16 protein-coding genes are annotated in these 14,735 nt (G+C 69.5%); 10 read left to right on the top strand and 6 right to left on the bottom strand.

The window, feature by feature from the left end; all coding sequences use genetic code 11:
• Positions 1-135 precede the first annotated feature (135 nt).
• The 6 genes from NCCP_RS04470 (at position 136) to NCCP_RS04445 (ending at position 3,238) form a co-directional block, all read left to right on the top strand.
• Positions 136-558 (top strand): CBS domain-containing protein, encoded by a 423-nt coding sequence (locus NCCP_RS04470; protein WP_149956039.1) that lies wholly within the window; start codon positions 136-138, stop codon positions 556-558.
• A 58-nt stretch (positions 559-616) separates the two neighbouring features.
• The gene (locus tag NCCP_RS04465) at positions 617-922 is read left to right on the top strand and encodes a hypothetical protein (protein WP_149956038.1); all 306 of its coding nucleotides are present in this window, start codon (positions 617-619) and stop codon (positions 920-922) included.
• A complete protein-coding gene (locus NCCP_RS04460) occupies positions 915-1,127 on the top strand; it encodes a hypothetical protein (protein ID WP_149956037.1) in 213 nt (70 codons plus the stop codon). Before NCCP_RS04465 ends, NCCP_RS04460 begins: the two co-directional genes overlap by 8 nt.
• 105 nt (positions 1,128-1,232) lie before the next feature.
• Complete coding sequence (locus NCCP_RS04455; protein WP_172627292.1) at positions 1,233-1,790, top strand: NADPH-dependent FMN reductase; 558 nt, start codon at positions 1,233-1,235, stop codon at positions 1,788-1,790.
• Between the two features lie 18 nt (positions 1,791-1,808).
• The gene (locus tag NCCP_RS04450) at positions 1,809-2,354 is read left to right on the top strand and encodes a DUF2243 domain-containing protein (protein ID WP_149956035.1); all 546 of its coding nucleotides are present in this window, start codon (positions 1,809-1,811) and stop codon (positions 2,352-2,354) included.
• Positions 2,351-3,238, top strand: a complete 888-nt coding sequence (locus NCCP_RS04445) for a cytochrome c oxidase assembly protein (protein WP_216364655.1) — start codon at positions 2,351-2,353, stop codon at positions 3,236-3,238. The genes NCCP_RS04450 and NCCP_RS04445 overlap by 4 nt, the downstream gene beginning before the upstream one ends.
• Here the strand turns inward: NCCP_RS04445 and NCCP_RS04440 are convergent.
• Positions 3,225-3,776: a YceI family protein gene (locus NCCP_RS04440; protein WP_149956034.1), complete on the bottom strand. Its 552-nt coding sequence runs from the start codon at positions 3,774-3,776 to the stop codon at positions 3,225-3,227. The genes NCCP_RS04445 and NCCP_RS04440 overlap by 14 nt on opposite strands.
• Positions 3,777-3,990: 214 nt before the next feature.
• On the opposite strand from NCCP_RS04440, the gene NCCP_RS04435 reads away from it, so the two are divergent.
• Together NCCP_RS04435 and trmB are read left to right on the top strand one after the other, a co-directional pair.
• Positions 3,991-6,060: a penicillin-binding transpeptidase domain-containing protein gene (locus NCCP_RS04435; RefSeq protein ID WP_149956033.1), complete on the top strand. Its 2,070-nt coding sequence runs from the start codon at positions 3,991-3,993 to the stop codon at positions 6,058-6,060.
• A 24-nt stretch (positions 6,061-6,084) separates the two neighbouring features.
• Entirely contained in the window at positions 6,085-6,939 is an 855-nt protein-coding gene (gene trmB, locus NCCP_RS04430) for a tRNA (guanosine(46)-N7)-methyltransferase TrmB (RefSeq protein ID WP_149956032.1), read from the top strand.
• 81 nt (positions 6,940-7,020) lie between these two features.
• Here the strand turns inward: trmB and NCCP_RS04425 are convergent, their stop codons facing one another.
• On the bottom strand, positions 7,021-8,184 hold the full coding sequence (locus NCCP_RS04425) for a hypothetical protein (protein ID WP_149956031.1): 1,164 nt from the start codon (positions 8,182-8,184) through the stop codon (positions 7,021-7,023).
• 289 nt (positions 8,185-8,473) lie between these two features.
• On the opposite strand from NCCP_RS04425, the gene NCCP_RS04420 reads away from it, so the two are divergent.
• Positions 8,474-10,555 (top strand): BCCT family transporter, encoded by a 2,082-nt coding sequence (locus tag NCCP_RS04420; protein WP_149956030.1) that lies wholly within the window; start codon positions 8,474-8,476, stop codon positions 10,553-10,555.
• Positions 10,556-10,673: 118 nt separating this feature from the next.
• Here NCCP_RS04420 and NCCP_RS04415 read toward each other — a convergent pair whose 3' ends face one another.
• Positions 10,674-11,864 carry an NPCBM/NEW2 domain-containing protein gene (locus tag NCCP_RS04415; RefSeq protein WP_149956029.1) on the bottom strand — a complete coding sequence of 397 codons (1,191 nt, stop codon included), beginning with the start codon at positions 11,862-11,864 and terminating at the stop codon, positions 10,674-10,676.
• A gap of 311 nt (positions 11,865-12,175) precedes the next feature.
• Here NCCP_RS04415 and NCCP_RS04410 point away from each other — a divergent pair, with 311 nt between their 5' ends.
• Complete coding sequence (locus NCCP_RS04410) at positions 12,176-12,490, top strand: DUF4235 domain-containing protein (RefSeq protein WP_149956028.1); 315 nt, start codon at positions 12,176-12,178, stop codon at positions 12,488-12,490.
• A gap of 154 nt (positions 12,491-12,644) precedes the next feature.
• On the opposite strand, the gene NCCP_RS04405 is transcribed toward NCCP_RS04410, so the two are convergent.
• The 3 genes from NCCP_RS04405 to NCCP_RS04395 form a co-directional block, all read right to left on the bottom strand.
• A complete protein-coding gene (locus tag NCCP_RS04405) occupies positions 12,645-13,163 on the bottom strand; it encodes an SRPBCC family protein (protein ID WP_149956027.1) in 519 nt (172 codons plus the stop codon).
• A 165-nt stretch (positions 13,164-13,328) separates the two neighbouring features.
• Positions 13,329-13,661 carry a hypothetical protein gene (locus NCCP_RS04400; RefSeq protein WP_149956026.1) on the bottom strand — a complete coding sequence of 111 codons (333 nt, stop codon included), beginning with the start codon at positions 13,659-13,661 and terminating at the stop codon, positions 13,329-13,331.
• Positions 13,662-13,807: 146 nt separating this feature from the next.
• Positions 13,808-14,728: an alpha/beta hydrolase gene (locus NCCP_RS04395; RefSeq protein ID WP_149956025.1), complete on the bottom strand. Its 921-nt coding sequence runs from the start codon at positions 14,726-14,728 to the stop codon at positions 13,808-13,810.
• Between the last annotated feature and the right edge of the window lie 7 nt (positions 14,729-14,735).

The following is a 14,735-nucleotide window of genomic DNA, read 5'->3' as shown; positions in this document are numbered from 1 at the left end:
CCGGCAGCTCCCGCCGGAAAAGGGGGCCGGCCACGGTTCCGGAAAGGCGGGTTTTTGCCCCCGCATAAGGGTTGTCCCGGTCGGGTCGGCGCGCCTACGGTGGCATTCCCGACCATTGGTTAAGGAGCAACGGAAATGACCAAGGCACGAGAAATCATGACGGCCGGCGCCGAATGCATTGGCGAGAATGACACCCTTGAGCAGGCCGCCCGGAAGATGAAGGACCTGGACGTCGGATCCCTTCCCATCTGCGGGGAGGACAACCGGCTCAAGGGCATGGTGACCGACCGCGACATCGTCATCAAATGCCTGGCCGAGGGCAGGGACCCCCGCGAGGTCCGGGCCGGGGAACTGGGCGAAGGCAAACCGGTCACCATCGGGGCCGACGACTCGGTCGAGGAGGCCATCCGGACCATGACCGAGCACCAGGTCCGCCGCCTGCCGGTGATTGACGGACACGACCTCGTGGGCATGCTCACCCAGGCCGACATTGCCCGCACCATACCCGAGGACCGGGTCGGCGAACTGGTTGAACTCATCTCCTCCGCCCGGCACTGAGCGTCCCCGGTCCCGGCCGGAGCACCCCCACCACTCCCCCTGTGAGGAGAAGACATCAATGTCGGAAACGAACCCCGAAACCCCTGCCGACCGGCCCGATCCGCTGGAAGACGTCATCGATCCCGAGGGAACCGCGCTTCCGCACTCCAGCCGCCGCGGCCATGCCAAGGTCCCGGAGAGCCTGGACGACGACGACTATGCCGCGGCCGTGGAGGAGGAACGCGTGGCTGCGGGCCTTGAGGACTATGCGCCAAGCCAGGTGCCTCCGGCCACCGATCCCCTCCCGCCGGAGGCTTCGGAGGAGGCCGACCGGGCCCAGCGGGGCCTGGACCAGGAAAGCGACGAGGAGCGAGACAATGGCTGAGCGAGGCAGCGACAAGCACGGATCCGAGTTGGACGACCAGATGAAACATGAGGTTGACGGCGCCCTCAAGGGCGTCCAGCCGGCCCACCGGGAGGAGTTCCGGCAATCGGAGCCCTTCCCCGACGACACGGACCCGGAAGAGGTGCAGGACGCCCTTGAACGCGAGGACCTCGCCTCCGACCGGCCGCCGGCGCAGGAGGACTGAGGTCCTCGCCGTGAGCCGCCGGGCAGGGCAGCCCTGATCCACAGGGCTGCCCTGCCCGGCGCGCATGCCGTCCCGCCCTACCCGAGGCAAGGAGCCGTTGAATTGATGAGAATCGCGATCATCGTCGGAAGCACCCGCCCCCACAGGAACGCCAGGACGGTGGCCGACTGGGTGTTCGAGCGCGCCCGCGGCCGCACCGACGCCCGGTTCGAACTGGTGGACATCGCCGACTACGGCCTGCCGCTGTTGGACGAGCCGCTCTCGCCCGCCCTGGGCCAGTACAAGAAAGAGCACACCCGGCGCTGGGCGGAGGTGATCAAACCGATCGACGGGTTCGTCTTCGTGACCCCCGAATACAACCACTCCGTTCCGGCAGCGCTGAAGAACGCCGTGGACTACCTCTACGCGGAATGGAACAACAAGTCCGTCGGGTTCGTCAGCTACGGCACCGCCGGCGGAACGCGGGCCGTGGAGGCCTGGCGGCTCATCGCCGCCGAACTGCAGATGGCCGATGTCCGCGCACAGGTTTTCCTGCCTTTTGGCACGAGTTTCGACGAGCACATGAAATTCACCCCCTCGGACGGGGCAGCCAAGGCTTTGGATAAGGTTTTCGACCAGGTGGTCGCGTGGGCCGGGGCCCTGCGCCCGCTGCGGGCCGGCTGACCCGGGAAGCGGGGGAACATGGGCGACTTTGAGGACCGCGGCGCCGGTCCGGCGAGGGGAATCGTGCTGCCCGGGATGCTGCTGGGAGTGGGGCTGGGCGGGTTCGTCGACGGGATCCTGCTGCACCAGATCCTGCAATGGCACCACATGCTCACCAGCGCCGCCACCGCAAACATCGACATCGGCGACTATCCTGCGACCACCGTCCACGGCCTGCAGATGAATACGTTGTGGGACGGCTTCTTCCACACCCTCACCTGGCTGGCCGTGCTGGCGGGTCTGGGGATCCTCTACTCCCGGGTGACCCATTCGCGTGGCCGGGTGTGGAGTTCCCGCATGCTGTGGGGCTGGATCCTGGCGGGATGGGGGGTGTTCAACGTGGTCGAAGGCGTCGTGGACCACCACATCCTCGGGATCCACCACGTCATCAGCGGTCCCCACCAGGCCCTCGCCGACATCGCCTTCCTGGTGTTCGGGGCCCTGCTGGTCCTGGGCGGGTGGCTGCTGCAACGCTCGGGCCGCCCCCTCGACCTCACCGCCCCGGCGGGCCCTGGCGACCGGTGACGGCAGGCACCCACCCCGCGCACACCTACGCCCCGCACACCCATGCCGCCGGGCCCCCCGGCGCCGGCCTGGAGGCGTCCCTGCCCCTCGCGGTTTTGGCGGCCGCAGCGGTCCTCTATGTGGTGCTGGCCCGCAGGCGCACCCGGGAGCCGCTGGGCTGGAACCCGTGGCGCACCGTGTCCTTCCTCGCCGGCACCGGGATCCTGGGCGCGGCCCTGGCGCCCGGGCTCTCCCCCTTCCCCGACGGCAGCTTCGCCGGACACATGCACCAGCACCTGCTCATTGGCATGTACGCTCCCCTGGGGCTCGTCCTGGGGGCGCCGGTGACGCTGATGCTGCGGTCGCTGCCGCGCCACCGGGGCCGGATCCTGGGCCGGGCGCTGCGCTCAACCCCACTGCGGGTCCTGGCCCACCCGCTCACCGGGCTGGTCCTGAATCTGGGCGGCCTGGCGCTGCTCTACCTCACCCCGCTTTACACCGCCACCACGCAGCACCCTGCCCTCCACCACCTGGTGCACCTGCACTTCCTGGCTGCGGGCTACCTTTTTGCCTACTCAATTGCCGGACCCGACCCCGCTCCCCACCGCCCCTCGGTCCCGGTGAGGCTGGTTGTCCTGGGGGTGGCAGTGGCCGGGCACGCGGTGCTCGCCCAGTTCCTCTACGCCGGGGCCCTTCCCCACGTGGCCGTGCCTCCGGCTGATCTTCGCACCGGTGCGGATCTCATGTACTACGGCGGGGACATCGCCGAGCTCCTACTGGCCTTTGCCATGGTCAGCACCTGGCGGCCGCGCCGCAGGGCCCCGGCCCCCGGCAGGCCCGGCTTCCCGGCGCCCCGGCCGGGATCCGCCGGAACCGGGATTCCCGGAACTCCTAAGACTCCTTGATGGCCGAAATTTCGAACTCCAGCAGGATCTTTTCGGAGACCAGCAGCCCGCCGGAATCGAGCGCCGCATTCCACTCAAGCCCAAACTCCCGGCGGTCGATGCGGCGGCTGCCTTCGAAGCCGGCGCGCAGGTTGCCGAAGGGGTCTTTCTCGACCCCGGTGAACTCGATGGGCACGGCCACTTCTTTGGTGGTGCCCTTGATGGTCAGGTTCCCGTTGACGATGAAGCTGTTCTCATCCACCTGGTCAATCCGGGTGCTGGTGAAGGTAATCTCCGGATGGTTCGGGGCGTCGAAGAAGTCGTTCGTGCGCAGGTGCTGGTCGCGGTCCGCATTGCGGGTGTCGATGCTGGCGACCTTGACCGTCAGCGAGACAGCGGACTTGCTGGGGTCCTCGGCGTTCACGTCAACGTAGCCGTCGATGTCGTTGAAGGCCCCGCGCACCTTGGTCACCATGGCATGGCGGGCCTGGAAGCCGATCCGGGTGTGGGACGGATCGAAGCGCCAGCGGCCGGCGTACGAAGGTTCGATCTGAGTCATGCCTTCCCCCTGAGGTCAAGATGTGCCCCGGAAATCCCGCGGACCCTTTCCATAATCTACCAACGGCAGCGCCCGGAATGTCGATCCCCTGTCAGGTTCGTCTTCCGAACCCTGGCGCGCGTGCACTCCCACGGCGTCCACCACGGCGGTTTCCCTGCCCGGCGGGCCCACGCATCGGGGTGTCCCCTGGTCCCGTCCCGGACATAATGGGTCCATGAGGCCCACCGCAGCAGCATCTCCCCTGTCCCTGCGTCCTTCCCGGGCCGCCCGGACGGCGGCCGGGGGGCTTGCCGCCGTGCTGGCGGCCGCCGGACTGGCGGCCTGCAGCCCGCAGCGGCCGGACCCGCGTCCTGCGGCGGAGGCGTTCGCCGCCGGCCTGCAGGCCGGGGACCTCTCCGCCGCCCCAATGGCCGGGGACGCATCTGCCGCGGAGGAACAGCTGAACGCTGCCGTGGCCGGCCTCGGAGATGCCGCCCGCACGGTCGTGGTCGAAGACGTCGCGGCCGATGCCGGATCCGCGGACCCGGCGACCGCCACCGCCCGGCTGAGCACCACGTGGGACCTGGACGGAAAACCGGAGGCCACGGACGGGGACTGGACGTATCAGACCACGGCAACGCTTGAATACGATGCCGGCGCGTCCGCCTGGCGGGTCCGCTACTCCCCCGCGGCGGCGGTTGCCGGCCTTCAGGCGGGAGAGGGGCTGCGGCTGGAAACCGTGGCCGGGGCGCGCGGGGACATCCTCGGCGCGGGAGGCACGGAATTGGTCACGGAACGCCCGGTGGTCCGGGTGGGCCTGGACAAGGCACGGGTGCAGGCGGCGGACGCGGCGGACTCGGCGCGGGAACTGGCCAAACTGTTGGACATCGACGCGGACGCCTACGCCGCCAAGGTGGACGCCGCCGGAGCCAAGGCGTTTGTCGAGGCGATCGTGCTGCGCGACGATTCCTCCCGCACCGTGACCAACCGGCAGATCGAAGCGATCACGGGCGGTCGGGCGATCGGCACGACGCTGCCTCTGGCCCCCACCAGGACTTTCGCCCGGCCCGTGCTGGGCACGGTGGGCGAGGCCACCGCCGAGATCGTCGAGAAGTCCGGCGGCGCCGTCAAGGCCGGCGAACGGGTGGGCCTGTCCGGATTGCAGGCCACCTACCAGGAACGGCTGGCCGGCACGCCCGGGATGCGCGTGTGGACCGTGCCGGCTCCGGCCGGGGAAACCGGCGGCGACACTGGGAAGGATGGCGCCGGGCAGGACGGTACCGGGCAGAGCGGGGGCACCGTGGCGGAGGGAAGCACGACGGCGGAACCGCGCCTGTTGTTCGAACGTGCGGCCGTGGATGGACTCGCCGTCACGACCACGCTGGAGCAGGACCTGCAGGAGGTGGCCGAAAAGGTGGTCTCCGACGCGGACTCCCCCAGCGCCGTCGTGGCGGTCCGTCCCTCCGATGGAGCGGTCCTCGCCGCCGCCAACGGGCCGGCGTCCAACGCGTACAACACCGCCATGGTGGCCAGGTACGCCCCGGGGTCCACGTTCAAGGTGGTCTCCGCGCTGGCGATGCTGCGTTCGGGCTACACGCCCTCCTCCAGGGTCGAGTGTCCGCAGACTACCGTGCTGGACGGACGGACCTTCAAAAACTTCACCGGGTATCCGGCGGACAGCCTCGGCACCATCACGCTGTCGGAGGCGATCGCACAGTCCTGCAACACCGTTTTCATCAACGCCAGCAGGAAGGTGGAGATGTCCGCGGTGGCCGACGCCGCCGCCTCGCTGGGCCTGGCCGCCGAACCGGCCACCGGGTCCGCCGCCTTCCTCGGATCCGTTCCGTCCGATTCAACCGGCACCGAGCACGCCGCCAACATGATCGGGCAGGGGGTGGTCGAGGCCTCGCCACTGGGCATGGCCACGGTCGCCGCGTCCGTGGCCAAGGGCTCCACGGTCTCCCCGCGCCTGGTCGCCGACCCGGCCCCGGAGGCGGCCCCCGCCCCGCAGGTCCCGCTCACCGCCGAAGAGGCCGCGCAGCTCAAGCAGCTGATGTCCGGGACCGTGGACCACGGGACCGTGACCGACCTGCAGGACGTCCCCGGCCCGGCGGTCCAGGCCAAGACGGGGACCGCCGAGTACGGGGACGGATCGGAGGAGCTGCGCCATACCTGGGTAATCGCGATCCAGGGCGATCTGGCCGTGGCGGTGTTCGTGGAAACCGGGTTTTCCGGGGCGGAGACCGGCGGGCCCCTCATGAAAGAGTTCCTCACCAAGGCGCAGGCGGTGGGCACGGGCGGCTGACCGGGACCGGCTACCCTAGACCGAATGAGCATTCCCCAGGAGCACAAGCCCCCGGTCAGCGGCCGAGCGGCCGAAGACCTGTCCTACTACCGGTCTGAACCGGTCTCCTTCGTCCGCCGCGGCACCCGCCTGCACGGCAAGCGGGAAGAGGCCTGGGAGCGCCAGGCCGGCCGCTTCGTCATCGACGTCCCGCGCCACCACGCCGACACGTCCGTCCATGAGGACACCGCCTTCGAGGCCGAGGCCGTGTACGGGCGCCGGGCGCCGCTGACCGTGGAGATCGGCTCCGGGCTCGGCGAGGCGGTTGCCCACGCCGCGGTGGAGCACCCGGAACGGAACTTCCTGGCCGTGGAGGTGTACCGGCCCGGGCTGGCCCAGCTGATGGTGCGCATCGAGCAAAAGGGGCTGGCCAACGTACGGGCCGTGCAGGCCAACGCGCCTGAAGTCCTGGACGTGATGGTGGCGCCCGGATCCGTCGACGAACTGTGGGTATTCTTCCCGGACCCGTGGCACAAGGCCAAGCACCACAAGCGCCGCCTGGTGAAGGAGTCCTTCGCCGCCAAGGCAGCGCGGGCGCTGGCCCCCGGCGGAACCTGGCGGCTGGCCACCGACTGGTCCAACTACGCCGAACAGATGCGCGAGGTACTGGATGCCTCCCCCGATTTCGAATCCCTGCACCCCGGCGAGCGCGCCGGAGCGGACAGCCCGCTGACCCGGGTGCGCCGCGGCGGGCTTGAAGGCCACGAGCCCGATCCCGGCTTCACCGACGAGCGCGGCGGATGGGCTCCGCGCTGGGACGGGCGCGTGCTGACCAGCTTCGAGGGCAAGGCGCACAAGGCGGGCCGGCTGGTGTTCGACCTCGCCTACCGGCGCGTCTAGCAACGGCACGACGGCGAAGGGGCGGCCCCGGACTCGAGTCCGGGGCCGCCCCTTTCCGCTGCGCGCAGGGCCTGCGGGCCGCTAGGCGGCAGGCTTCCGGGAGCAGAGGACCTTCGGGTCGCCGAAGCCGGCCAGGGCCTGGCTTCCGTCGTTGTCCGTACCGGCGTAGGCCATCAATAGCGCGAGGTACCGGCTGTCCTTCAGGGAAATCGTCACCTTGTCGTACTCCGAGGCGTCCAGCTCCGACGTGTAGGCGTCGACGTCACTCCAGGCAAGGAATCCGGCCAGGGGGGCGCCCACAACGTGAGTGTCGTCAATGCCCACAGTCGCAGTGAAAGTCAGGCATTTTCCGCCGAGGTCCCAGCCATCGGAGAAATAGGTGTTTTCGTCGTCCGACGAGTGGATCGTTCCGGTGAGGTTGGCGGCGTAGGCCTGGCCGTCGATGGCAAACTCATGGCTGGTGAGCCGCTGTCCCTCTTCACCTTCCCTGGAGGACAGGCTGGGAATGGAGTCCAGCGCGAACCATTCGTGCACCGTGAACGCCTTCCTGGAACTGGTGGCGGACGCGGTCGAGGCCGTGGCGGGGGCATGGACGCGGTACGTGGCCTTGCCGGCGCTGCCCGCCTCCGTCGCGACGGAGAACCTGTTCCCCTGGGAGACGGTGGCCGTGGAAACGGTGGTCCACGTGGTGCCGGACTGCAGCTGCAGTTCAACGGTCTTGCCCGCCAGGCCGGGACTCGTGGTGCCGGAGAGCGTGATGGCTGCGCCCTTGGTGGGCTTCTTGGTGGAGGTCTTGGTGACCGTGACCCTCTGGTTGGCCTTGACCTTGACCTTCTTGGTGGAGCTCTTCGCGGCCTTGTACTTGGAAGTCCCGGAAGAGAGCGCACGGATCTCCGTGTCCTTCCTCAACCCGGAGACCCTGGCGGAGACCTTGCCCTTGGAGTTGGTCTTCGCCGTGGTGATGGTGGTCCATTCCGGGCTTCCGGCGGTGCGCTTCTGCAGCGTCACGTGGGCGCCCCCCAGGGCCTTCGTGCCCCGCTTCAGGGTTGCGGTGACCGTCGCGGACGCACCGGAGGACACCGAAGAGTCGGAGACGGAGACCTCCAACGTGGTCTTGGCTGCCGCCGCCTGCGCCGGGACGGACAGGCCCCCGGCCAGGAACAGCGCCGCCACCAGGGCGACAAGCGCGGCCAGCCAGCGCGGACGGCGTGCCGTGCGCGGCGCGCTGTGGTGCAAATGATCCATGTTTCCCCCAGATAAACGGAGGACACCGTGCGGTGCGGCAGGTGTCCCCGTGCGTGGATACTCAGTGAAGCACCGCCCGGGCCAGTGCCGGGGCGGTTGTCGGAGAGTCTATCCGGGGTGTGGCCCCCTCTGCGGGTAAACCGCCGAAGGCCGCCCTGATCAGGCCCTGCCGTTTTGGCCGGGGCACAGCGCAGCCTATAGAGTGGACGGCCTGTCCGGCCCGGCCGTGCACAATGCCGGCGCCGGCCCGGGTTCGGACGCGACCTGAACCCGAACTGAGGAGACCCCCGTGGACGCACAACGTCCCGTGTCAAAGTCCGATCAAACCACCGCCGGGCATCCCGGTTCCCCCGGCTGCCCGCCCGGCGGGCCGGACACCGCAGCCCCCTATCCGCACGACATCCACCCAGGCCTGGTCCCCGGCATTTCCGTCGACGAGCAGCGCATTCGCTACGGCACGGACCGGTTGGTCTTTGGCGTCGCGGCCGCCCTGATCGTCGCCTTCATCGCTTGGGGAACCATGTCCACCGAGTCCCTCAAGGCCGTCTCCGACGCCGCGCTGGGGTGGGTGGTGACCAACACCGGGTGGCTGTTCAATATCCTGGTCGCCGTCGTGCTGGTCTTCCTGATCTACCTCGCCTTCAGCCGCTACGGGCGCATCCCGCTGGGGGTGGATGGTGAGAAGCCCGAATACGGCACGCTCTCCTGGATCACCATGATGTTTTCCGCCGGCGTGGGCATCGGTATCTTCTTCTTCGGCCCCTATGAGCCGCTGACCTACTTCATCGACCCGGCACCGGGGATGGCCGAACCGGAGACCCGCGAAGCGATCCACAAAGCCATGGCCCAAACCCTCTACCATTGGGGCCTGCATGCCTGGGCCCTCTACGCCCTGGTCGGCGCCGCCGTCGCCTACGGCGCCTACCGCCGCGGACGCGTGCCGCTGATGAGCGCAATCCTCACACCGGTCTTCGGCAAGGACCGTGCTGCCGGGCTGCCCGGGCGGATGATCGATATGTTTGCCATCGTTGCCACCCTGTTCGGCACCGCGGCCTCGCTGGGCATCGGTACCCTGCAGATCGGCCGCGGCGTCGAAATCGTTGCCGGCATCGGCACGCTCGGCAACACCGGACTGGTCATTATCCTGACCGTGCTGACCATCGCCTTCATCGCCTCCGCCGTCTCCGGCCTCGGCCGCGGAATCCGGTGGCTGTCCAATATCAACATGTCGCTGGCACTGGCACTGGCCCTGTTCATCTTCATCGTGGGCCCCACCCTGTTCCTGCTGAACCTGCTGCCTTCCGCGGTGGCCGAGTACTTCAACGACCTCTTCGCCATGATGGGCAAGAGCGCCTCCTGGGGAGCGGAGTCGGCGGAGTTCTCCCAGACCTGGACGGTCTTCTACTGGGCCTGGTGGGCCTCCTGGACTCCCTTCGTCGGCATCTTCCTGGCCCGCATCTCCCGCGGCCGCACTCTGCGCGAATACATAAAGGTCACCCTGCTGGTCCCGTTCGCGGTCAACGTACTGGCCTTCGGCGTCTTCGGCGGTACCACGATCTGGATGCGGATGAACGGCGCCGCCCTCTCCACCAGCCAGTCCCCGCAGGACCTGCTGTTCGCCCTGCTGGCCCACCTGCCCCTGGGCCAGGTCACCCCCCTCGTCGCCATGGCGTGCATCGCGATTTTCTTCGTCACCTCGGCCGATTCCGCGTCCCTGGTGATGGGCGGCCTCTCCCAGCGCGGCAAGCCGGTACCGGACAAAAAAATCACCGTCTTCTGGGGCCTGGCCATGACGGGCATTGCCGTGGTGATGCTCCTGGTCGGCGGCAGCGAGGCGCTCACGGGGCTGCAGAACCTCGTCATCGTCTCGGCCCTGCCTTTTACCCTGATCCTGCTGCTGATGATGGCTGCGTTCTACAAGGACCTGCGCACCGACCCGGCGGCCATCCGCGTCGAGTACGCTCAAGCCGCCTTGGAGAACGCTGTCAAAACAGGCATCGATGAGCATGGCGACCGGTTTGCGCTGGCCGTCGAGCGTGCCCCGGAGGGAGAGGGCGCCGGGGCGGAGTTCGATTCCCACGCTGATGAGGTCACTGGCTGGTACCGGCGCACCGACGAGGACGGTGCCCCGGTGGAGTACGATTACGCCTCTGGCGCGTACGCCGACGGCTGGACGCCCCAGTCCAGCGACACGGTGGACAACGGCACGGCGGGCAACGGCACGGCGGGCAACGGCACGGACCTGGACCATGCCGCCAGAGATGCCGCACAGGACACCGCGGAAGCCGGGAAAGGGCCTAATGGCGGCGACGCTTCGGGGGCCACGGGCGGCCGGGCGCAGGAGACGACGGGCGCCGGCACCCGCGGCTAGTGCGGCTCGGGGCTGGGGGCTCGGGGCTCGGGGCTCGGGGCTCGGGCAATGCTGCTTGGGAAGTGCGCCCTCCGGACGCTCCGGAGCGCGCACTTCCCAAGCAGGGTTTGGCACAGGCTTACAGGGCGGCCCCGCAGAGCACCTTGGCGTCGGCGAAGACCGCGTAGCCCTCGGCCCCTTCCGCCCATTCGGCCTCAGTGGAGTCGGTGGCCCACACCTCAAGGAAGTTGAAGCCGGCCACGGAGGCGCTCACGGTCCTGGCTTCTTCGCCCCGCTCCGCTTCGCCGAACTCCAGCAGCAGGTCCGATCCGTCGGCGTGGTCCAGCGAGGTGAAGGCCTCACCGCGGAACGCGGCCCGGGTCCCCTCCGCCGAGGCGTCGTCGATGCCCACCTTCGCGGTGAATGCGACGCAGCGGCCGTCCAGGTTCCACGTCGAGTAGGAGGCCAGGAGCTCGGCATTGTCGGCGTTGAAGACGTCGGAGAGGGCGCGCCCGAAGGAGACCCCGGCAATGGTGCTCGGGGTGGTGTCCAGTCCCATGCCGCCGTCGGCCCATTCGGAGCCGTCGGCCGGCGCCACATCGTTCAGGAAGAACCACTGGTGGACGGCGAAGGACTTCTCGGAGCTGGTCGCGGAGCCGGTCGAGGCCGTGGCGGGGGCATGGACGCGGTACGTGGCCTTACCGGCGCTGCCCGCCTCCGTCTCCACGGAGAACACGTTCTTCGGGGAGACCTTCGCCGCGGCGACCGTGGTCCACGCGCTGCCGGACTTCTCCTGCAGTTCAACGGTCTTGCCCGCCAGGCCGGAGCTCGTGGTGCCGGAGAAGGTGATCTTCTCGCCCGTGACCGGCTTGCTCTCGGAGGTCTTGGTGATGGTGACCCGCTGCCTGACCTTGACCTTCTTGGTGGAGCTCTTCGCGGCCTTGTACTTGGAGGTCCCGGAAGAGAGCGCACGGATCTCCGTGTCCTTCCCCAGCCCGGAGACCCTGGCGGAGACCTTGCCCTTGGAGTTGGTCTTCGCCGTGGTGATGGTGGTCCATGCCGTGCTTCCGGCGGTGCGCTTCTGCAGCTTTACGGAAACGTTTGCCACCGCCTTGTTGCCCCGCTTCAGGGTTCCGCTGACGGTCACCGAGGCGCCGGCGTCCACCGAGTAGTCGGAGACGGCGACTGCCAGGGTGGTCCTGGCCGGGGCTGCCTGGGCCGGGGCCGCCAGGCCCCCGGCCAGGAAGGCCACCGCCACCGTCGCGGCGAGCGCGGCCAGCCAGCGCGGACGCCGCCGGTTCCGCGGCGTGGTAGTGCGTGAGAGGTCCATGTTTCCCCCGTTTCGGGAGGACCCTGGGTGAACAGGTGTCCCCGGTGCGTGCGATGCTCGTGGAAGTGGCGCCCGCACATGCCGGGCGCCATCCGTTGCAGGCTACGACCGCCGGGCCACCGGATGCCGTCGAAAGGCATAACAGCAGGTGAAGCTCAGCTTTCCGGCATGCCGCAGGGCAGTGGGGGCCGTCTTTCAGGCAACCGGGCCGAAGAAGCGGACGGAAGATGGCCGGCGGTTCGGGTAGCTTGGGGAAACGCGAAGAAGATGCTTTGTTATCCCCGGGAGGACACACAATGCAGGAGGACACGATGCAGGACGACACTATGCACCACAGCCCGGCAAGCAAGTCGGCGAAGATCGTCTACCGCCCCCTCGGGCTGTTGTCCGGACTGCTGGGCGGCCTGATCGCCAGCCAGATTTTCCGGCAGTTGTGGAAGCGCGCCACCCCCTACGGCCGCGGCCACCACGATGCCCCGAAGGCGCTCAGCACCGCCTACCCGCTGAAGGAGATCCTCGCCGCCAGCGTCCTTCAAGGCGCGATCTACGCCTTGGTCAAGGCCCTCATCGACCGTGGGGGCGCGCGCCTCTTCGAACGCGTTACCGGGAAGTGGCCGGGCGACTAGGCTGCCAGGGCGGTGCGGAAACCTGCGCCGCAGGCCGGCTGTGGCAGGGTGCCCCAGCGTTACGGCCCGGCTGTAAAAGCCGGGCCGTAACCGCCCGCACGCAATGGCCTGGTACGCAATCGGGCGGGCACGCAACGCCCTAACACGCAACGGCCTAGCACGCGGGGGGCAGCGCGGCGGCGTCCTCCCCGAAGGCCGTCCGGTAGCGGCGGAACTGCGCGTCGGGGTCCTTGTCCGCGTCCTCGACATACCCGCCCACGGACTCCCGCAGGCGTGCCAGGCAAACATGCCAGCGCGCGGCTTCGTAGACTCCCCGGCTTTGCGCATCGAGGGAGACGGCGAACACCAGCCGCGTGCCGGCGTCGTAGGGGTCCAGCGTGATGCGCAGGGAGTCGGCGCCCCAGACGAAGGCGAGCAGGCGCCCGACCTCGGCGTCGACGACCTCGCCCCAGACGGGTTCGTCGGCCTCGTCGTCGGGTACGTAGAAGGCCAAGTCCCGGCCTGCGGTCCATTCACCCACGATGACTGCGGGGAACCAGCCGCGGAGCCCGTCGCGGCTGGCCACCGCGATCCACGCGTCCGTGGCGTTCACCGGCAGGTCTCCGCGGAAGGTAAGCACCCAACGCCGCCCGGACGGGGCGAAGGCCGCCGGATCCATGATGAATCCGCTCATGGGGACAGGGTACTGCGCCAACCGCTCCGGCGCGCCGGTTGGCGGACGGCACAGCGTGGGCCGGAGCAATCCGTGCCGGTCGCGGGTGCACGGCCCGGGCATGCCGGGCGGAGCTATCCGGCCCCAGGAAGAGACTGTCCGGTTCCAGGGCGGGGCTGTCCGGCCCTAGGGCGAGGCTGTCCGGTCCGCCCCCGCACCGGCGCCGGGCCCTCCCGCCAGGCTTCCCCCTCCCGCCAGGCCTTCCGCGAAACCGGGACCTTTAAGGCCGGGACCCTTCGCCCCGGAGGGATCCTCCGCCAGCATGCTGTGCGGACGGACAAAACGCAGCGGCGGTCCGGGGTTGCAGATGACCATATCGATCCGCTCGTCCAGTTCGTCGCTGAGCCAGCCCTCCTCCTCGAAGGCCGGCGCGGCGGGCACATCGGCCATCCAGTCGGCGCTGTCGAGGAAATCATCGTTGCGGCCCGAATCGCAGGGGCCCGCGTTGTTCTCACCCAAGGGGTTCCTCCAGGAAGGTGCGAGGTGAAGGCGGCAGCCCGCCGCCGCAGTGTCTTCGTCGGGGCCGGGCAACGCATTCCCCTCCCGGCCCGTTCGGACGCCCTGCCGTCCCCGGCAGGGACAGCGCGTAGGAGGCACTCTACCCACTAGCCCAGCGGAAGGGAGCCCGTGGTGACCAGCGCAAGGTTGCGGAGCGATAACGTGCCGGGATCGCGGTACCCGTGCCTGGCGCGGGCGGCGCCGGGCACGAACCGGGAGGTGTTGTGCCCGGTGACCGGCAACAGGCCCAGTTCCGGGAGCCCGTCCACCGCGAAGCGCCGTCCCACCAGAGCGCGCCCGCTCAGGATCCTCCCCGCACGGGCCAGCAGGTCATCGCTCGCCACGGCCTCGAAGATGCGCTCCGCGGGGATGCCCAGCAGGCCCGGGTTGCCGGCGATCCGGCGGGGCATGCCGGCCGAACCGGTGGTGGCCAGCGCCGAAATGGCCGGGGCGGCGGATTCGCCGCGCAGCTTCTCCAGGGCGTGGGCCGCAAGTGTCGCGCCGTAGGAGTGCGCCTCCATTGCCGTGAACGGCCGGTCCGGACGCATCCGGGCGAACGTGAGCAGGTCGTGGGTGAGGCGTTCGACGGCGGTGCGTGCGGCCCGGTTGAATACCGCCCGCAGCAGCCCGGGCGAGGAGTAGCCCAGCCAGGCGACCACGGCGGGATCGGGGGCGCCGACGGCCCGCTGCTCAAGCAGCAGCTGCCCGGCCTCGCGCACCGTCCCCCACATCGCGGTGCGGACCCGGATGCCGGAGCCGGACAGCTGCCAGGTCACGTGGGTGGCCGCATCGAGATCCCCGACGGCGACCGCGGCCAGCGGCTCCGGGCCCTCCAGGTCCAGATAGAGCAGGTGCCTTGGCGGGATGGCCGGATCCATGGAGTCGGCCAAGGCGTGCGCCACCCCGTCGATCGCCGCCTTGCCGCGCTGCGGCAGGGCGTCGCGGAGCCGCTTGAGGCGCTCGAAGCGTTCCGCCGCACGCTCGGCGAGCGCGCGGTAGGTGTCCGGCACGCCGGCGTCGTTCAGCATCCCCTGC

The organism is Zafaria cholistanensis (assembly GCF_008580665.1).
In the GTDB taxonomy this organism is placed as follows: domain Bacteria; phylum Actinomycetota; class Actinomycetes; order Actinomycetales; family Micrococcaceae; genus Zafaria; species Zafaria cholistanensis.
The sequence above is the reverse complement of the archived record's forward strand: the minus strand, read 5'-3'. Positions and strand labels throughout refer to the sequence as shown.